The organism is Micromonospora sp. NBC_00858 (assembly GCF_045207365.1).
Taxonomy (GTDB): domain Bacteria; phylum Actinomycetota; class Actinomycetes; order Mycobacteriales; family Micromonosporaceae; genus Micromonospora.
The window spans coordinates 6,679,838-6,697,746 of record NZ_CP108828.1 but is presented as its reverse complement, the minus strand read 5'-3'; the positions used below and the strand labels follow the sequence as shown (position 1 = coordinate 6,697,746).

Here is a 17,909-nt window from a genome sequence, read left to right as displayed (position 1 = left end):
AACCAATATGATCAACCGACTTCTGGTGGCCAACCGGGGGGAGATCGCGCGTCGGGTCTTCGCGACCTGCCGAGCGCTCGGCGTGGAGACGGTCGCCGTGCACTCGGACGCGGACGCCGCGGCGCCGTTCGTCCTGGAGGCCGACCAGGCGGTGAGGCTGCCGGGGAACACGCCGGCCGAGACGTACCTGCGGGTCGACCTGATCCTGGACGCGGCCCGCCGCAGCGGCGCGGACGCCGTCCATCCGGGCTACGGCTTCCTGGCCGAGAACGCCGAGTTCGCGGCGGCGGTGACCGACGCAGGGCTGACCTGGGTCGGGCCGCCGGCAAAGGTGATCGGCGCGATGGGCGACAAGTTGGCGGCGAAGGCGCTGCTCGCCGACGCGGGCGTGCCGATGCTGCCCAGCTGGACCGACACCGACGAGATCACCGACTTCCCGGTGCTGGTGAAGGCGTCCGCCGGTGGCGGCGGGCGCGGGATGCGGATCGTCCGGGACGCCGCCGGGCTGGCCGAGGCCGTCGCCTCGGCGCGCCGCGAGGCCGCTGCGGCGTTCGGCGACGGCACGGTCTTCATCGAGCGGTACGTCGAACGCGGCCGGCACGTCGAGGTGCAGATCTTCGGCGACACCCAGGGTCGGGTGGTCGCCCTCGGCGACCGGGAGTGCTCGATCCAGCGCCGGCACCAGAAGATCGTCGAGGAGGCGCCGGCGGTCGTGCCGCCGGAGGTGCGGACGGCTTTGCACGAGGCGGCGGTGGCCGCTGGTCGTGCGGTCGACTACCTGGGCGCCGGCACGGTGGAGTTCCTGCTCGCCCCGGGCGGAGAGTTCTTCTTCCTGGAGATGAACACCCGGCTCCAGGTGGAGCACCCGGTCACCGAGCTGTGCACCGGGCTGGACCTGGTCGGGCTGCAACTGCTCGTCGCCGAGGGTGAGCCGCTGCCTGCGGCGCTGCCGGCCAGCACCGGCCACGCGATCGAGGTACGCCTCTGCGCCGAGGACGCCGCAGCGAGTTGGCGGCCGGCCACCGGCACCCTGCACCGGTTCGCGGTCTCCGGTGTGGTCACCGAGTTCGGCGCGCTGGCCGGGCCCGGGCTGCGGCTCGACTCGGGCGTGGTGGCCGGCTCGGTGGTCGGCGTGCACTACGACTCGATGCTCGCGAAGCTGGTCGCGTGGGGCCGGACCCGGGCCGAGGCGACCCGGCTGCTGGCCACCGCGCTGGCCCGGGCCGAGCTGCACGGGTTGACGACCAACCGGGATCTGCTGGTCCGGGTGCTGCGCAGCACCGCGTTCGCCGCCGTGGAGATCGACACCGGGTTCCTGGAACGGCACCCGGAGGTCTTCGCCCCGCTGCTCCCCGCCAACCGGCTCCCGCTGGCCGCTCTCGCGGCGGCGCTCGCCTCGGCCGCCGGCCGTCGCGCCGATTCCCGGGTGCTCACCGGCTTGCCGTCGGGCTGGCGCAACGTGCCCGCCGTTCCGCAGGTCACCCGCTTCGCCGGGGCGGACGGCGAGATCGAGGTCCGCTACCGGCTGGACCGCACGGGCGGGCTCGCCGAGTGGTCCACCGACCCCGTCGCCGATCGCGCCGTGGCACTGGTCGAGGCCGCCCCGGGCCGGGTGGTGCTCGACCTCGACGGCGTGCGGCACGCGTACGGCGTACACCGGGTGGGGTCGGCGGTCTTCGTGGACGGCCCGGACGGGGCGGCGAGCCTGACCGAGCTGCCGCGTTTCCCGTTGCCCACCGCGGAGTTGGCCGCCGGGTCGCTGCTCGCGCCGCTGCCCGGCGCGGTGACCCGGGTGCACGTCCAGGTCGGCCAACGGGTCGCGGCCGGCGATCCGCTGCTCACCCTGGAAGCGATGAAGTTGGAACATCCCGTGCTCGCCCCGACCGACGGTGTCGTCGCCGAACTGCCGGTGCCGGCCGGCGGTCAGGTGCGCACCGGCGCCGTGCTGGCCGTTATCGACAACTCCAGCTCGGTGCGTCTTGCGCCGCACCTCGACCTGGAGCAGTCGAACCCCGAGGAGGACCCCCGATGACCTTCGACCTCACCCCCGAGCAGGACCAGCTGCGCGACGCCGTGCGGGCGCTCGGCCGCCGGTACGGTCACTCCTATTTCGTAGCGAAAGCAAAATCGGGGGAACACACCACCGAGCTGTGGACCGAGGCCGGCCAGCTCGGCTACCTGGGGGTCAACATCCCCACCGAGTACGGCGGCGGGGGCGGCGGCATCACCGAGCTGGCCATCGTCTGCGAGGAGCTGGCGGCGGCCGGCTGTCCGTTGCTGCTGCTGGTGGTCTCCCCCGCCATCGCGGCCACCATCCTCAGCCGGCACGGCACCGAGGAGCAGCGCAAGCGGCACCTGCCGGGCCTCGCCGACGGCTCCCAGAAGATCGTCTTCGCGATCACCGAGCCGGAGGCCGGCTCCAACTTCCACCGCCTCGGCACGGTGGCCCGCCGTGACGGCGACGAGTGGCTGCTCTCCGGCCGCAAGTGCTACATCTCCGGCGTGGACGAGGCGGACCACGTGCTGGTGGTGGCCCGTACCGAGGACGCGGCGACCGGAAAGCTCAAGCCGGCGCTGTTCATCGTGCCGACGGACGCGGCCGGGCTGACCCGGTCCAAGCTGGACATGGAGATCCTGTCCCCGGAGAACCAGTTCCTCCTGTACCTGGACGACGTGCGACTGCCCGCCGACGCGTTGGTCGGCGAGTCGCTGGATGCCGGCCTGCCGGCGCTCTTCGCAGGGCTCAACCCGGAGCGGATCACCGTGGCCGCGATGGGCGCCGGCACCGGCCGGTACGCCATCGAGCGGGCCAGCGAGTACACCGCCACCCGCAAGGTGTGGGGTGGTCGGACCATCGGCTCCCACCAGGCGGTGTCCCACCCGCTGGCGCACGCGGCGGTACAGGTGGAACTGGCCCGACTGATGATCCAGAAGGCCGCCACCCTGTACGACGCCGGCCGCGACCTGGAGGCCGGGGTGGCCGGCAACATGGCCAAGTACGCCTCCGGGGAGGCTGCCGCGCTCGCCGTGGACACCGCCGTCCAGGCGCTCGGCGGGGCTGGCATGACCACCGAGTACGGGGTGGCCACCCTGCTCGGCGCGGTTCGGGCCGGTCGGATCGCCCCGGTCAGCCGGGAGATGATCCTCAACTTCGTCGCCCAGCACGTCCTCGGCCAGGACAAGTCCTACTGACCCGCCCCACCACGAGCCACAGCGGCAGCGGTCAGCCGGGAGTGCGGCAGGCGGCGTCGATGCGGTGCACCGGTCGGACGCGGCGGCCCAGCCCTTCCAGCAGCGAGTCCTCGACATGGAAGTCGTGGATGCGCAGCCGGTGTCGGGGGAGCTCCTCCTCGCTCGGGCAGAGCACCTGGGCACGTACCAGGTCGACTGGGACGTACCGCACGCCGCCCTGCTCCTGAAGGATCACCATGTTGACGTCGTCGGTGGTGACCACGTGCCCGCGTACGTCCTCGGTGGGGCCGTTCTCCGCGCCCACCGTGGTGACGGTCAGTGGCAGCACCGGCGTGCTGATCACCGGCAGCGCGGCCCAGACCAGCATGGCCAGCACCGCCACCTCGGTCACCGACGCCAGCGGCCGGATCACCATCCCGGGCAGCGGCCCGGCGATGAAGAGTGCCAGCAACGGCGGCACCACGATGAGCGCCAGCACCAGCCGCTCGCCCCCCTGGTCCACCGCGTCGCGCAGCGTGGGCAGCACCAGCCAGCCGTACCCGGCGAGCAGCGCGACGATCAGCAACACCCGTGGCGCGACCCGCTCGTGCAGCCGGCCGGGGCGGAGCTGGAACGCGGCCACGAACGCCGGCAACAGCAGCGGAAGGTAGAGCAGCGGCCAGGTGATCAGGGCGAGCAGGAAGCTTGCCAGCACCACCCAGGCCGGGGTGATGTCGGCCCAGCGGGCGAAGAGCGGCCGACGACGGGTGCCCGGCGGGAGTCGATCCGCGCTGACGGCCAGCACCGCACCGAGCGCGAAGACGGCGACCATGCCGGTGGAGAGCAGCCGGGCCGCCGTGGTCAGGAAGCCGGCCAGCAGGTTGACCGGCCCGACGTTCGCCACCAGCAGCAGCGTGGTCTGGAGTTCGCCGCCCGCCTCCACCCCGAGGCGGAGAACCGAGAAGATCGCCGGTACGCCCACCACGGCGGTCCAGAACGACTGGCTGGCGCGGGCGCGCCGCTCCGCCGGGTCCCACCGGACCCGCCCGGGCTCGACGTCGGCGACGACCGGCTCGGCGGGTTCGGCGGCCGGCACGCCGACCGGCCAGTCGACGCCACCCACGGCGCCAGCGGCCGAACCGTCGACAGCCGAGGACGCAGCCTCCGTACCGTCGATGCTCGGCGAGGCGGCGTCGCCCGGCACGGACGTGCGGGGCGGCGGGACCGGGCCGTCGCCGCCGGTGGCGGTCGGCGCCGTGCTCACTTCGCGGGCGCCTTGTCGTCGAAGTCGACCAGCTTCGGCACCTCCAGCGGCTGCGGCTGGCGCTTCTCGGCCTTCAGCCACGGGCCCAGAGTCCTGTTGTACGCGGTCTGCCAGGGACTTGCCTCCTCGTCCCGCCCCTGCTGGTAGCTCTTCTGTAGGAAGAACGCAACCAGGTCGCGCAGTGCCGGGTCGCCGATCGGCACACCGACGCCCAGCAACTCGCTGGTGCCGAACGGCAGGTCGACGATCTCGAACTCCTTCGGGTGACGGGCCAGGAAGCCGGCGAGGATCGTCTCGTCGGAGCTGACCGCGTCGTAGCGGCCTGCCCGGATGCCGGCGACGCAGTCACCAACGGTCTTCACGACCAGGGCCCTGACCTGGTGACTTTCCAGCTCGGCCTCGGAGGTGGAGCCGCCGCTGGTACAGATCTTGTAGTCCGGGTTACGAAGGTCCTCAATGGTGCTGATCTTGCCCCTGAGCCGGGCCGGCACCATCACCTCCTGGGTGGTGACGAAGTACGGCCCGGCGAAGCTCACGACCTCCTTGCGCTTCTCGGTCATGGAGAAGCTGGACACCACGAGGTCTACCGTGCCGCCCTGCAGCGCCGGGATCCGCTCCTCGGTGGCCACCGGAACGAACTCCAGACGCTGGTCCCCCTCGTAGCCGAGGGAGGCGGCGACGTACCGGGCGATCTCGACGTCGAACCCGACGTGTTGGCCGTTTCGCAACTCACCCATGAGCGGCTCGTTCGTGGCGACACCGATGCGCAGCTTCGACTGGCCGTAGATGTGTGTCTCGCGCATCTTCTCCTGCACGGACGGCAGGTCCGGCTCCTGCCGGCTGTCGCACCCGGCGGCGGCGGCCAGGGTGAGGGTCAGGGCGACCGCCAACGTCGTCGCGATCGAGCGGAGCCGGGACTGCGAACTGCCTGAGTTCATGGGCGACCTCGCTGCCGAAAGAGCCTGCGGGACACCGAGAGTAGCGGTTTCGGTCCATTCCGTGTGCGCACCGATCGGGTCAGTCCAGCCAAGCCGATCTATCGACTCGGAGCGACGCGCCGGCCGGCTCTCTGCGGTTGACAGCCGGCCCGGCCGCGACATGCTGGAGGGGTGAGCCGACTGTCCAGGCCCGATGCGCGGATCGTAGCGGTGGTCGCGGCGCTGGGAGCCCTCGCGCCGCTGGTCATGCTGGTCGTCTGGCGCCGCCAGGATCTTCTCGGCGTGGTCCTCGCGCTGCTCTGTGTCCTGCTGACCATGGTCGCCGGGGTGGCCGTCTCCGCCGCCCGACAGGGCGACGACCCGGAGCCGGCGGACCGGCCGGCCGCCGGGCCGCCGGAGTTAATGCCGTACGGGCTGGACGCGGACACCCTCGACGCCCTGGACAGCAGGGACGCGTTGCGTGCGGTGCATGAACGGCGGCGCGGGCCGGGCGGGCTCAGCGACCGGTGAGGGTGGGCGCGGTGAGCGCGTCCACGCCCCGCCCGGCCAGGCACCGGTAGGTCCGGTCGATGCTGCCGTCCACCGGCGGCAGCACCTCCAAGTGCCAGCCGGCCGACTCGGTGATCCCGGTGGTCAACCGGAACGTGGTCGCACTGCACACCTTGCGCACCGGCTCGGCGGCGACCACGTCGTCGTATTCGGCGCCGATCAGCGACACCGGCAGGAGGCCCTCGGCGTACGTCTCCCACGTGTGCCGCCCGGCGCAGGGGACCCGGACCGCCTCGGCACGGGTGCCGCGGATCCGCACCGGGCCGAAACACTCCAACTCGGGCAGGCACCGTGCGCCGTCCGGCAGGGCGGTCTGCGCGCCGGCGGCGGTGGTGCAGCCGGGCAGTGGCCCGGTCGCCGGCGCGGCGGCCCGACTCACCGACGGGGTCGGGTTGGGAGGCTGCGGGCTGCTGGCCACCAGGGCTCCGGCGGTTGCCGAGGCAGCGAGCGCGAGAACCCCGGCGCCGCCGAGGAACCAGCGCCGCAGGGAACGCCGCCCGCCGGGAGCCGTCGGGTGGGCGTCCTCGACAGGAGGACGGGGTACGGGCTGGCCGGTGGCGTACGGGCCGGAGTGGGTCGGGCCGCCGCTGACCGGGGCGCCGCTGACGGGTGCCGACGGCGAGCCGAGCGGCAGGCTGGCGAGCAGTTCGTGCAGTTCGAGGGCGGAGGGCCGGTCGGCCGGGTCGTTGGCCATGCCGACGCGCAGCACGTCGATCAGCTCGTCCGGCACGCCGGGCAGGGTGGGGACCGGCTGGTTGAACATCTCCAGCACGGTGACCAGGCTGGGGTTGCGCTCGGACTGCCAGCGCGGCGGCCGGCCGTGCATCACCGCGTAGAGGGTGGCGCAGAGCGCGTACACGTCGACGGCCGGCGACGGCGGGCTGTGGCTGAACATCTCCGGCGGCGCGTACGCCGGCGTGAGCACCTCCAGGGTGACCGAGGCGTCCCGATGCTCCGCGAGCACGGCCAGCCCGAAGTCGGCGAGTACCGCCGAGTTGAAGGGCGAGTAGAGGATGTTCGCCGGCTTGACGTCGCGGTGCAGCACGCCGGCCGCGTGCGAGTGGGCAAGCGCGTCAGCGATCTTGAGGCCGAGGTCGCGAGCCTCGATCGGGCCCAGCGGCGACGTGCGCATGCGCTCGGCGTACGACCCGTCGCAGAGTTCCATGATCAGGTAGGGGTGCTGGTCGATGGTGACCCCGACGTCGAAGAGGTCCACCACGTGCGGGTGCGACGACATCCGCCCGGCCGCCCGCGCCTCACGAAGAAAACGGGCCTGGTCGCGCTCGCTGTCCAGCGTGCGGTTCTCCACCTTGACGGCGACCTCACGCCCCACCGAGATCTGGGTGGCCTGGTAGACGGTCGCGTAACCGCCCCGGGCAAAGACCCGCAAATCAGTCAGACCGGGCACGATCGGCACTGGCAAGCCGCCAGTCGGGGTGTCGGTCACTGCTCGAAAATACCCAACCCGGCCAGTCGCTCAGCGCACCGCGTCCGCCGGAGCGGCGCCGGCAGCGCCGGGACCGTCCCCGGCGTCGCCCGCCGGCAAGGCCGGGTCGGTGCCGTTGGGCGTCGCGTCGATGCCGACCGGCGCGCCCCTGCGGGCGTCCAGGCGCAGGCCGACGGCGGTGGCCAGTGCGCCCAGCCCCTCCCAGGCGGCCACCCCGAAGAACCGGTCGGGGGCGATGTCGGCCAGCACGGCGATGGTGAACACGGTGAAGGTGACCAGACGGAAGACCACCGTGAACCGGTAGAAGGCCCGCCACTCGGTGACCGTGGCGAGCAGGTAGTAGACCCCCATGTTGAACGACGCCATCGAGGACGCCAACAGGAACGTGCCAGTGTGGTCACCGGCGGAGCGAGTGGTCGGCACGTCCAACCCGAGCATGCGCAGCAGCGCCTCCGGCCAGAGCAGCCCGAGCACGCCCATCACCAGCGCCAACACGCCGAAGACAGCGATTGTCCAGCCCGCGGCGGAACGCGGCAACTTCATGAAGGGCCTCCCCAGGCGCGGCGACGATCACCTGTGGACCACCGCACGGTGTTGACACGCTAGCCGCTCGCCCCGAACAACCACATCCCCGGAACCGTCAAAACCGGATCGGGTCCCGGCAGCCGGCGGACCGCTGCGGCTAGACGGCGGCGAGCCGCGCGCGCAGGGCGTCGGCGGCGGCGCGTTCGCTGCGCTGCTCGGTCGCGTATGCCAGCCGAACCGCCTCGTCCGCACTGGCCAGTGCCTCCGCCGGGTGACCGCACGCGGCCAGCGCCTCGGCCAGCACACTGGCCGCGATCACCTGACTACGCACGTCCTCGGCCGGCGCGGCGACCGCCCGCCGGGCCCAGTCCAGCGCCTGGTCCCGCTGACCGTGGGCGAGCAGCGCCGACGCGTACCGGGCCATCGCCTGGCGGCGGGAGAAGAGCAGCGAGGGTGCGGTCGCGGCTGCGGTGGCCACCGGGGCGAGCAGGCCGACCGCGGTCGCCGGGTCGCCGGCGGCCAACCGGGCGGTGGCCAGCAGCACCCGGGGTGCCACCTGCGCCGGGGCCTGCGGGTTGTGCGGCTCGACGGCGGTCAGCACCGCGCGGGCGGCCTGCTCGGCGGTCTCGCAGTCGCCCATGTCCAGCGCCACGAAGCCACGCAGCGTCCCGGCCATCCCGGTGAGCAGCGGGTGCGAGGTCAGCTCGGCGTACGCCACGGCGTCGGTGAGCAGGTCGGCCGCGTGCTCCGGCTCGCCCAGCCCGCGCGCCACCACGGCCCGGACCACCAGCGCGAACCCGCGCCCCCAGTCGTCGGAGGCGGCGGCGAACTCGCGATACGCCCGCCGGGCCTCCCGATCCGCCTCGGCCAGGTCACCCAGTTCGGCAGTGGCGAACGCCGCCACCGCGCGCAGCGTGCCCACCGCCCACGCCTCGCCGACCCGCTCGCCGAAGGGCAGGAAGACCTGCGCCATCCGACACGCCTCCCGCAACCGGCCGGCGAGCAGCCGGGCGAAAGCCGTGGTGCCCCGCAGCCAGGCCCGCCCGTACGGGTCCTTCAGCTCGGCGAAGAGTCGGGCGGCGCGGCCGAGCACCGCGTCGGTGCCGGCGAAGTCGCCCCGGGTGGTGGTCACCCAGGCCAGGTTCTGCAACGACCAGGCCTGCCCGCGCCGGTCCTGCGCGCCGAGGCTGACCTGGTACGCGGCGGCCAACCGGCTGCTCGCCTGGCTCAGCCGCCCGGCCACGAAGTCGGCCATGCCGAGCCGGCGCATCGCGGAGGCGCGCAGCGTGGGCAGCCCGGCGGCAGTGGCCACCTGCAACGCCTCCTGCCAGGCGACCACCGCCCGGCCCTGGTCACCGACGGTCTGCTGAGCCTGCCCGGCGAGCAGCAGGGCGCTGACCCGGATCGCCTCGTCCCCGGCGTTCGCGGCAATCTTCTCGGCGAAGGCAAGGGCGTCGACGACCCGACCGATCTGGAGCAGCGCCCGGGCATGCACCACCCGGTCGGCCGCCGGCACTCCGTCGCGGGCCAGTTCGGTGGCGCGCTCCGCGTACTCCACGGCCAGGGCCGGCTCGCCCGCCGACAGTGACCGGCGGGCGGCCCGGCCGAGCGCGGCGACCCCGAGCGGGACCACCGCGCGGGCCGACGCGTCCGGACGCAGCTTCACCGCGTCGGCGAGCCTGGCGGCCCGCTCGACGTGCGTCGCCACGAAGTCGTCCCGGGCCTCCTCGTTGAACCCGCCCGGCCCGCCGGCCGCCGTCTCGTCCCCCGGCGCCGCCCAGCGCGCCAGCGCGGCGTGCCGCTCGGCCAGCTCCGCCTTGCTCACCCCGGCGTACGCGGCCTCCCGCATCAATGGGGTGGCGAACGCGTAGCCGGTACGGGTGCGGTGCAGCATCCGCCGTTGCAGCAGCTCCTCGACGGCTCGGTCGAGCTCGACGGCGACCACCGCCGACGGTCGGCCGTCGCGGCCGGCCCGCTGGTCGCGCAGCGCCTCCAGCGCACCGGTCGGGACCGTGTCACCGACGACCGCGGCGTCGCGCAGCACCGAGCGGGCGTCCGGCGGCAGCGCGTCGATGCGTGCCGCGAGCACGGCGGCGAGGTCCCGGGAGAGCAACCGGCTGCCCAGCGAGCCGGGCACCAGCCGCCAGCCGGCCGTCGAGCCCTGGTCCCGCTCGCCGGGTGCGCCCCGGTTGCCGCGCCCTGGTTCCACCGTGGTGAGCGCTCCGCGCTCGATCAGCAGGGTGACCAGCTCGGCCAGGTAGAACGGGTTGCCCTGGGCGGTGGCCAGCAGCCGGTCCGTGTCGGCCTGCGGCAGCTTGCCGCCGCTGAGGTAACTGGTGAGCAGCCGGGCGGCATCGGCGCCGCGCAGCGGCGGCAGGGAGTGCACCTCGGCGTCCGCGACCCGGGTCAGCGCGCCGGCGGTACGGACCAGCTCGGGGCGGCCGAGCAGCAGCACCAGCACCGGGCCGGTGAGTCGGGACAGGGTCAACCCGAGAGCGCGGATCGTCTCGGCGGTGGCGTCGTGCAGGTCGTCCACCACGATCACCAGTGGCGCCTCCATGGCAAGCCCACTGAGCAGGTCGGCGACCGCGTTCGGCACCGCCTCGGCGTCGGCCGCCGGCGCGCCCGCGCTGCCCCACTCGCCGTTGTCGGTGCCGCCGTGGGCGGGAAGGTCGGCGTAGCCGAGCAGGGCGAGCACTTGATCGGTGACGATCGGCGGCTGCTCACTGCCGGCCCGGGCGAGCCGCTGGCCGAGCCGGCGCAGCCGCTCCTCGACCGCTGGCCGGGTCAACGCGGTGGCCGCGTCACTGGGCAGGCCGACGGCGGCGCGGACCAGGTCGGCCAGCGGCGCGAGCCGGCGCCGCTCACCGAAGGCGGCGCAGCGCACCGAGAGGACCCGGGCACCGGTGTGCGCGGCGTACCGGCCGGCGCCCACGTCGTACCCGGCAGCGAGGCGTTCCACCTCGGCGGCGAACCGGGACTTGCCGATGCCCGCCTCGGCGGTCATCAGCAGCACCCTCGGATCACCCTGGTCGATCACCTCGGCGAGCCGCCCGGCGACCCGACCGATCTCGGTCTCCCGGCCCACGTAGGGCGCCTCGTCGCCGAGGCCGGACCGGGTGCCCGGCGCGTCCAGCAGACCCAGCAGCTCGTACGCCTCGACCGGCTCACGCTTGCCCTTGAGCCGCAACGGGCGCAGCGCCCGCCAGGAGGCGACGTGCCGGGTGGCGGCGGCGGTCCGCGCGCCGGCGTAGACGGCACCGACCGCGGCGGCGTCGGCCAGCCGGGCGGCGGTGTTCACCGTGTCCCCGATGACCGTGTACTCGATGGCGGCCTGGATGCCCGCGATGACGTCGCCGGTGTTCAGCCCGACCCGCAGCCCGAGCGACGCACCGCCGCCCCGCTCGTCGTCGAGCACCCGGCGGACCGCCCGCTGCATCGACAGGGCGGCCCGGACCGCGCGTTCGGCGTCATCCTCGTGCGCCACCGGGGCGCCGAAGACCGCCATGATCCCGTCACCGGTCAGCTTGTCGACGTGCCCGCCGAAGGTCTTCACCGCGCCGGCGAGGGCGGCTAGCACCCGGTCGGTGACCGCACCGACCCGTTCCGGGTCAAGATCCTCGGACCAGGAGGTGAAATCGGAAAGGTCCCCGAAGAGCACGGTGACCACCCGGCGCTCGGCCGCCGGCAACGTCGCGGCGGCCGGCAGCGCGGCACCGCAATTGTGGCAGAACCGGGCACCGGGAACGGCGACGGTTCCACACACGGGGCAGGTCACGTGTGTTCCAACCCACTGACCCCCGGCTCAGATTCCCCGGTGGCGACCCCCAGGTACTCCAACTGGGCGCGGACCGACCACTCGGCGGCCCACCAGAGCGAGCGGTCCACGTCGGCGTAGACCGCAGCGACCACCTCGGCGGGGGTGCCGGCACCGGCGGTGACCGCCGCCCGCACCTGGTCGAGCCGGGCCCGACGGTGGGCGAGATAGAAGTCGGCCGCTGCGGCGCAGTCGGCCAGCGCCGGGCCGTGTCCGGGCAGCGCCGGGATCCCCCGGTACGCGGACAGCAACTCCAGGCTGGTCAGGTAGTCGCCGAGGTGCCCGTCCGGGTGGGCCACCACCGTGGTGCCCCGGCCGAGGATGGTGTCACCGGTGAGCACCACCCGCTCGTCGCCGTACTCGACGTGCAGGCAGACCGAGTCGGCGGTGTGCCCGGGGGTGGGTACCGGTCGCACCGCCAGGCCGGGGAGGTCCAGTGGCTCGGGCCGAGCGGCCAGCGGCTCGGCGCCGATACTGTGTGCCAGGTCGACGGCGCGTACCGGCACCCCGCCGAGCAGCTCGCTCAGCCGGGCGGAGCCCTCGGTGTGGTCGGGGTGGCCGTGGGTGATCAGGATCAGCCCGACCGGGCCGGTCGCGGCGATCCGGGTCAGGTGCCCCTCGTCCGCCGGCCCCGGGTCGACCACGACGCCGTACTCCGCCGCCGGGGCGCGCAGCACCCAGGTGTTGGTGCCGTCGAGGGTCATCGGGCCAGGATTCGGCGCGCGCAGCAGCGTCACCCAGCTCGGCAGCTCGTCGGCGAGGGCCGCCGCCGGCGCCGTCACGTGCCCGCTCATGGCTGCGATCGTACGACCCCGCCCGCCACACCCCGCGATCATGCACGTTCGGTCCCTGATTCATCCCTGTTCAGGGCTTTCATCCGGGCCGGAAGTGCATGGTCGCGGGGGTGGCGACGCGTCAGGCGACCTCGACGATGAGTTCGATCTCCACCGGGGCGTCGAGGGGGAGTTCGGCAACCCCCACGGCGCTGCGGGCGTGACGGCCGGCCTCGCCGAAGACGGTGCCCAACAGGTCGGAGGCACCGTTGATCACGGCGGGCTGGCCGGTGAACCCGGGCGCGGAGGCCACGAAACCGGTCAGCTTGACCACCTTGACCACATTCTCCAGGCCGACCAGCGAGTCGACCGCGGCCAACGCGTTCAGCCCACACCGCTGGGCCAGGTCCTTCGCCTGCTCGGCGGAGATTCCGGCGCCGACCTTGCCGGTGGCCAGCAGCTTCCCCTCGGCGATCGGCAGTTGGCCGGAGACGTACACGTGCTGCCCGGACTGCACGGCCGGCACGTAGCTGGCCACCGGCGGCACCACCTCGGGCAGTTCGAGCCCCAGCTCGGCGAGCTTCGCGTGCGGGCCGTTGCTCATGCCTTGGGCCGCTTCAGGTACGCGACCAGTTGGTCCGGGTTCGGCCCGGGGACCACGGCGACGAGCTCCCACCCGTCCTCGCCCCAGTTGTCGAGGATCTGCTTGGTCGCATGGACCAGCAGCGGGACCGTGGAGTATTCCCACTTCTGCATCGCTGGAGGGCTCCCTCTCGGTGCGGACTTCTTCGAGGCACAGCCTACGGTCCGCTGGCCGAGTGAGGTGCGGGACGCTGCTCCGGCGCGGCCGGCAGCTCTCCGCAGGGTCCCTCGTGCTCGTACATCTGAGGGCAGCGGGACCGGTCGGGCAGCAGCAGGTCGCAGAAGACCCGGTGCCGGTTGTTCTGGTCATCGGCGTTGGACACGGTGGTCTCGCCGGCGTCCAGCTCCGGCAGAAAGCCCAGGGACACCGCGACCCGACCGGCCAGCGTGGTCGCGGCCGCCAGGTCGGGCACCCGGATCGGCAGGTGAACGACGAAGCCCGGCTCGTCGTCGTCCCGGGCCCGCCCGACGGGGCGACTCGGCGCCCGCGCCGCCTCCGTCGACTCCGGCACCCGGCGGTACGACCGCTCGTTGACCGGCAGGCTGCCCACCGGCGCGTCGGCCTCGCCGACGGACCCGGGCCTGCGCGGCCGGTTGTTCGGGAACTGGGTGCGAGGAACATTGTCCGCGTCGCGCATGTACTGCCTCCGGGTCGTACCTCTCGGATCACACTTCCGGTCCGAACCATCCGTCCGTTCCGGCCCCCGCACCGGGACGAAGGTAGGTCCCGAGCCTCAGTCCCGCCAACAGGACGCGCACGATCGGTCACCCCGAGTCACATATGCGACACCTCGCAGGTAGGAAGCCCGACGGTGCTCCGCACCGGGGGCCAGCCGGTCGAATTCGAAGCTGGCACGGCACGACGGGGGCGACATCGATCCGGTGGTTGACCGCTACCCTTCCGGTCGGACGGTCGCGCAGCGCCCGGACGCCCGCTCGATCACGCTCGGCGCCAGGGGTGGCGACGGGCGCCGCACCCCCGGGGGAAGAGATGACCCAACCGCCCAGCGGCGACCAGCCCGCACACCCGCCCGTTCACCCGGATCCCACCGGCCAGCCCGACGGTTCCGCCGTCCCCGGCCAGTCGGCCCCCGACGCGCAGCCCGGCCCGCTCGCCCTCCCGGCGCAGCCCGCCAGGCCGGCGCTCCCTGCGCAGACGGCATCGCCGGCATTCCCTGGCTCGCCCGCTTTCCCCGCGTCGCCGGCCGGGCCGGCCTTCCCCGCGTCGCCGGCCGGGCCGGCCTTCCCCGCGTCGCCGGCCGGGCCGGCCTTCCCCGCGTCGCCGGGCTTCCCCGCGCCGCCTGCCGGGCCGGCGTTCCCCACTCAGCCGGGCGGGACGAACTTCCCCGGGCAGCCTGGTCTCGCCGGGCAGCCCGAGGGTCCGGGCGGCGCAGCCGCACCGGCTGGGCCAGGCACTCAGGACCCCTCGGCGATCCCGCCTCCCCCCTCCGGCTACCCGCCCTACCCGGGCGCTGCCGCGCCGAAGAAGAAGCGCGGCCTGCTGATCGCGGCGATCGCGCTGGTCGTGATCATGGTGCTCTGCGTGGGCGGCGGCGTGGTGGCGTTCCTGACCCTGCGCAACGTCGAGAACGGCGAGGGCGCCAAGGAGCCGGCGGTCGCCGTCGACGAGTTCCTCACCGCGGTCTACAAGGATCGCGACGCGACCAAGGCGGCCAGCCGCGTCTGCGCCGCCTCCCGCGACGACGAGAAGATCGCGGCGAAGGTGGCCGAGGTGCAGAAGTACTCCGCCGAGTACCAGAACCCGCGCTTCCGGTGGACCAGCCCCAAGGTGGACAACCAGACCGGAGACCGGGCCACCGTCTCCACCCGGATCACCATGACCACCGCCGACGAGAAGGTGGCCGACCAGGACCTGCGCTTCACCGTGGTGCAGAAGACAGGTTGGTGGGTCTGCGAGGTCGCGTGACCGCCAACCCTGGATAGGCTCGACGGGTGCGTGCAGCTGAGCGGCCGTCCGACCCGGCCGGTAACGGATGGTCGGCCCGTCTCCACGTCGTGACCGGCAAGGGCGGCACCGGCAAGACCAGCGTGGCGGCGGCGCTGGCCCTGGCGCTGGCCGCCGGCGGCCGGCGCACCCTGCTGGTGGAGGTCGAGGGGCGGCAGGGCATCGCCCAGCTCTTCGGCATCGATCCGCTGCCGTACGAGGAGCGACACCTCGCCGACGCCCCGGACGGCGGCGAGGTACGCGCGCTGGCGGTGGACGCCGAGGAGGCGCTGCTCGAGTACCTCGACATGTTCTACAAGCTGGGTGCGGCGGGCCGGGCGTTGCGCAAGCTCGGCGCCATCGACTTCGCCACCACGATCGCCCCCGGTCTGCGCGACGTGCTGCTCACCGGCAAGGTGAAGGAGGCCACGACCCGCACCTCGGGGCAGCGGCGCGTGTACGACGCGGTGGTGCTGGACGCCCCGCCGACCGGGCGGATCGGCCGGTTCCTCAACGTCACGGCCGAGACGGCCCGGCTCGCCAAGGTCGGCCCGATCAAGACCCAGAGCGAGGGGGTCGCCGCGCTGCTGCGCTCCCCGATCACCGCGGTGCACGTGGTCACGCTGCTGGAGGAAATGCCCGTGCAGGAGACGGTGGACGCCATCGCCGACCTGACCTCGCTCGGCTTCGGGATCGGGAAGGTGATCGTCAACGGCGCCCGGCCACCGCTGCCCGCCGGCCGGGCGGTCAGCGCGGCCGAGCTGAAGCGCGGGCTGGTCGCGGCCGGGCTGCCGGCCGACCGGGAGACCGTCATCGGCCTGCACGACGAGGCACGCGACCAGCTCATCCGGCGCGAGCTGGAGGATTCGCTCCGAGCCGACCTGGTGGAGCTGGGGCTCCCGATGGTCGAGCTGCCGTTGCTGCCCGACGGGGTGGACCGGTTGGGGCTCGCGACACTGGCGCAGGCCCTCGTCCGGGCCGATTGACTCACACCTGAGCTCTGCACGGGCGCTGGACCCACCCGGCCCGATACGCTCGATTGGTGCCTTCCGAAGACGCGGCGCCGCAGCTGGACGTCGACCAGATCCTCGCCGACCCAGGCGTGCGGATCATCGTGTGCTGCGGTGCCGGCGGGGTCGGCAAGACGACCACGGCCGCGGCGCTGGCGCTGCGGGCCGCCGAGCAGCACGGCCGGCGCACGGTGGTGCTCACCATCGACCCGGCCCGCCGGCTGGCCCAGTCGCTGGGCCTGACCGAGCTGGACAACACCCCCCGCCAGGTCAAGGGGATCGACGTCGAGACCAGCGGCGGCGAGCTGCACGCCATGATGCTGGACATGAAGCGCACCTTCGACGACGTGGTGCTCCAGCACACCGATCCGGCGAAGGCTGCGGAGATCTTCGCGAACCCGTTCTACCAGGCGATGAGCTCCACCTTCGCCGGCACGCAGGAATACATGGCGATGGAGAAGCTGGGTCAGCTGCACGCCCGGGGCGAGTGGGACCTGATCGTCGTCGATACCCCGCCGTCCCGCTCGGCACTGGACTTCCTGGACGCGCCGGCCCGGCTCTCCCGATTCCTCGACGGCCGGATGCTGCGACTGCTGATGGCCCCCGCGCGCAGCGGCGGGCGGAGCATGTTCAGCCTGGTCACGGCCTCGTTCGGGATGTTCTCGAAGGTGGTGCAGAAGATCCTCGGTGCGCAGCTGCTCACCGACCTGTCCGGCTTCGTGGCCGCACTGGACTCGATGTTCGGCGGTTTCCGGCAGCGGGCCGAGCAGACGTACCGCATCCTCCAGGCGCGGGAGACGGCCTTCGTGCTGGTCGCGGCACCGGAGCCGGACGCGGTCCGGGAGGCCGCGTACTTCGCGGGCCGGTTGCGGGAGGAGAAGATGCCGCTGGCCGGCCTGGTGCTCAACCGGGTGCACCGGCCGGCGGTGCCGGAGCTGGACGCCGAGCGGAGCCGGCTCGCCGCGGAGCGGCTGGCCGAGCTGGGTGGGCACGAGGCCACCGCCGAGGTGCTGCGAGCGCACGCGGCGCTGGCCCGTCAGGCGGTACGCGAGCAGCAGGTGGCCGCGCGGTTCACCGAGGCGTTCCCGGCGGTGCCGTCGGTGTCGGTGACGGCGCAGCCCGCCGACGTACACGACGTCGACGGGCTGCGGACGATCGGCGCGGCGATCAGCCGGCCGTGACCGGCGTCAGTTGGCCGCGCTGACGAGGATCTTGTCCTTGCCGGCCTTGTCCTTGCTGTTCTTCTTCATCGCGGCCTCGAACATCTTGCGCCAGCTCGTCACCTGCGGGTGACGACGCAGCAGCGCCCGCCGTTCGCGTTCGGTCATGCCACCCCACACACCGAACTCGATTCGGTTGTCCAGCGCGTCGGCCAGGCACTCGTAACGAACTGGGCAGCTCCGGCAGATCCGCTTCGCCACGTTCTGTTCGGCGCCCTGTACGAACAACGCGTCCGGGTCCCCGTTCTGACACGCCGCCAGCGACGGCCAGTCAGTAATCATGCCCATGTGTACACGTCCCCCCTTGCAGTACCTACCGACCTCGTTGCACGTCAGCCGGCAATTCCCCCCGATCGCCCGGCCTGCCTTCCCCAAGGCGGCGCGAACGACATGTGGCTCTGTCGCCGCCCCCATCATGCTCTGTAGTCGACTGATTACGCAACGTTGTCGACGAAATCCATCATTCCGGACACTCCCGGCTTCCCGGGCTCTCGACCGCCGGTTACCCCGCCGAGGTCGGCGAAAACGCTGCGCCGCCTCCTCCGACTGGAGGAAACTCACGGCAGGTCACGCGCAACCACGCACCGGGGGTCGTGCGTTTAGCACAA

At 73.2% G+C, this 17,909-nt stretch carries 15 protein-coding genes and 1 pseudogene; 6 read left to right on the top strand and 10 right to left on the bottom strand.

The annotated features are described in order from the left end of the window. Window positions 1-7 precede the first annotated feature (7 nt). Window positions 8-2,032 (top strand): acetyl/propionyl/methylcrotonyl-CoA carboxylase subunit alpha, encoded by a 2,025-nt coding sequence (locus tag OG990_RS31200; protein WP_406078032.1) that lies wholly within the window; start codon window positions 8-10, stop codon window positions 2,030-2,032. Further along, window positions 2,029-3,192, top strand: a complete 1,164-nt coding sequence (locus OG990_RS31195) for an acyl-CoA dehydrogenase family protein (protein ID WP_406078031.1) — start codon at window positions 2,029-2,031, stop codon at window positions 3,190-3,192. The genes OG990_RS31200 and OG990_RS31195 overlap by 4 nt, the downstream gene beginning before the upstream one ends. A 31-nt stretch (window positions 3,193-3,223) precedes the next feature. On the opposite strand, the gene OG990_RS31190 is transcribed toward OG990_RS31195, so the two are convergent. Continuing rightward, a complete protein-coding gene (locus tag OG990_RS31190) occupies window positions 3,224-4,435 on the bottom strand; it encodes a hypothetical protein (RefSeq protein WP_406078030.1) in 1,212 nt (403 codons plus the stop codon). Next, window positions 4,432-5,373: a transporter substrate-binding domain-containing protein gene (locus tag OG990_RS31185; protein WP_406078029.1), complete on the bottom strand. Its 942-nt coding sequence runs from the start codon at window positions 5,371-5,373 to the stop codon at window positions 4,432-4,434. The genes OG990_RS31190 and OG990_RS31185 overlap by 4 nt, the downstream gene beginning before the upstream one ends. Window positions 5,374-5,544: 171 nt before the next feature. On the opposite strand from OG990_RS31185, the gene OG990_RS31180 reads away from it, so the two are divergent. Continuing rightward, window positions 5,545-5,883: a hypothetical protein gene (locus tag OG990_RS31180; protein WP_355601965.1), complete on the top strand. Its 339-nt coding sequence runs from the start codon at window positions 5,545-5,547 to the stop codon at window positions 5,881-5,883. Here OG990_RS31180 and OG990_RS31175 read toward each other — a convergent pair. From OG990_RS31175 to OG990_RS31145, 7 genes are all read right to left on the bottom strand, one after another. Continuing rightward, on the bottom strand, window positions 5,870-7,369 hold the full coding sequence (locus OG990_RS31175) for a serine/threonine-protein kinase (RefSeq protein ID WP_406078027.1): 1,500 nt from the start codon (window positions 7,367-7,369) through the stop codon (window positions 5,870-5,872). The two genes, OG990_RS31180 and OG990_RS31175, sit on opposite strands and share 14 nt — an antisense overlap. A 30-nt stretch (window positions 7,370-7,399) precedes the next feature. Continuing rightward, window positions 7,400-7,912 carry a hypothetical protein gene (locus OG990_RS31170; protein ID WP_328421308.1) on the bottom strand — a complete coding sequence of 171 codons (513 nt, stop codon included), beginning with the start codon at window positions 7,910-7,912 and terminating at the stop codon, window positions 7,400-7,402. Between the two features lie 139 nt (window positions 7,913-8,051). Then, window positions 8,052-11,672: an adenylate/guanylate cyclase domain-containing protein gene (locus OG990_RS31165; protein ID WP_406078025.1), complete on the bottom strand. Its 3,621-nt coding sequence runs from the start codon at window positions 11,670-11,672 to the stop codon at window positions 8,052-8,054. Continuing rightward, window positions 11,669-12,505: an MBL fold metallo-hydrolase gene (locus OG990_RS31160; RefSeq protein WP_406078024.1), complete on the bottom strand. Its 837-nt coding sequence runs from the start codon at window positions 12,503-12,505 to the stop codon at window positions 11,669-11,671. The genes OG990_RS31165 and OG990_RS31160 overlap by 4 nt, the downstream gene beginning before the upstream one ends. Window positions 12,506-12,626: 121 nt before the next feature. Beyond that, the gene (locus OG990_RS31155) at window positions 12,627-13,088 is read right to left on the bottom strand and encodes a RidA family protein (RefSeq protein WP_328421314.1); all 462 of its coding nucleotides are present in this window, start codon (window positions 13,086-13,088) and stop codon (window positions 12,627-12,629) included. Then, complete coding sequence (locus tag OG990_RS31150; protein WP_007466198.1) at window positions 13,085-13,240, bottom strand: DUF4177 domain-containing protein; 156 nt, start codon at window positions 13,238-13,240, stop codon at window positions 13,085-13,087. The genes OG990_RS31155 and OG990_RS31150 overlap by 4 nt, the downstream gene beginning before the upstream one ends. 44 nt (window positions 13,241-13,284) lie before the next feature. Then, window positions 13,285-13,764, bottom strand: coding sequence for a hypothetical protein (locus tag OG990_RS31145; protein WP_406078023.1), 480 nt, complete (start codon window positions 13,762-13,764; stop codon window positions 13,285-13,287). A gap of 707 nt (window positions 13,765-14,471) precedes the next feature. Here OG990_RS31145 and OG990_RS31140 point away from each other — a divergent pair. From OG990_RS31140 to OG990_RS31130, 3 genes and pseudogenes are all read left to right on the top strand, one after another. Beyond that, window positions 14,472-15,053: pseudogene (locus OG990_RS31140) on the top strand (hypothetical protein); the annotation flags it as partial. Between the two features lie 26 nt (window positions 15,054-15,079). Next, a complete protein-coding gene (locus OG990_RS31135; RefSeq protein ID WP_406078022.1) occupies window positions 15,080-16,057 on the top strand; it encodes an ArsA-related P-loop ATPase in 978 nt (325 codons plus the stop codon). Window positions 16,058-16,110: 53 nt separating this feature from the next. Beyond that, a complete protein-coding gene (locus tag OG990_RS31130) occupies window positions 16,111-17,262 on the top strand; it encodes an ArsA-related P-loop ATPase (RefSeq protein ID WP_355601979.1) in 1,152 nt (383 codons plus the stop codon). 6 nt (window positions 17,263-17,268) lie between these two features. On the opposite strand, the gene OG990_RS31125 is transcribed toward OG990_RS31130, so the two are convergent. Further along, complete coding sequence (locus OG990_RS31125; RefSeq protein WP_030328078.1) at window positions 17,269-17,589, bottom strand: WhiB family transcriptional regulator; 321 nt, start codon at window positions 17,587-17,589, stop codon at window positions 17,269-17,271. Between the last annotated feature and the right edge of the window lie 320 nt (window positions 17,590-17,909).

Bases quoted from the DNA above. Each gene is read 5' to 3' on its own strand.
- OG990_RS31185 (WP_406078029.1), bottom strand. From the start codon at position 5,373: ATGAACTCAGGCAGTTCGCAGTCCCGGCTCCGCTCGATCGCGACGACG.
- OG990_RS31155 (WP_328421314.1), bottom strand. From the start codon at position 13,088: ATGAGCAACGGCCCGCACGCGAAGCTCGCCGAGCTGGGGCTCGAACTG.
- OG990_RS31145 (WP_406078023.1), bottom strand. From the start codon at position 13,764: ATGCGCGACGCGGACAATGTTCCTCGCACCCAGTTCCCGAACAACCGG.
- OG990_RS31200 (WP_406078032.1), top strand. From the start codon at position 8: ATGATCAACCGACTTCTGGTGGCCAACCGGGGGGAGATCGCGCGTCGG.
- OG990_RS31150 (WP_007466198.1), bottom strand. From the start codon at position 13,240: ATGCAGAAGTGGGAATACTCCACGGTCCCGCTGCTGGTCCATGCGACC.
- OG990_RS31195 (WP_406078031.1), top strand. From the start codon at position 2,029: ATGACCTTCGACCTCACCCCCGAGCAGGACCAGCTGCGCGACGCCGTG.
- OG990_RS31125 (WP_030328078.1), bottom strand. From the start codon at position 17,589: ATGGGCATGATTACTGACTGGCCGTCGCTGGCGGCGTGTCAGAACGGG.
- OG990_RS31160 (WP_406078024.1), bottom strand. From the start codon at position 12,505: ATGAGCGGGCACGTGACGGCGCCGGCGGCGGCCCTCGCCGACGAGCTG.
- OG990_RS31170 (WP_328421308.1), bottom strand. From the start codon at position 7,912: ATGAAGTTGCCGCGTTCCGCCGCGGGCTGGACAATCGCTGTCTTCGGC.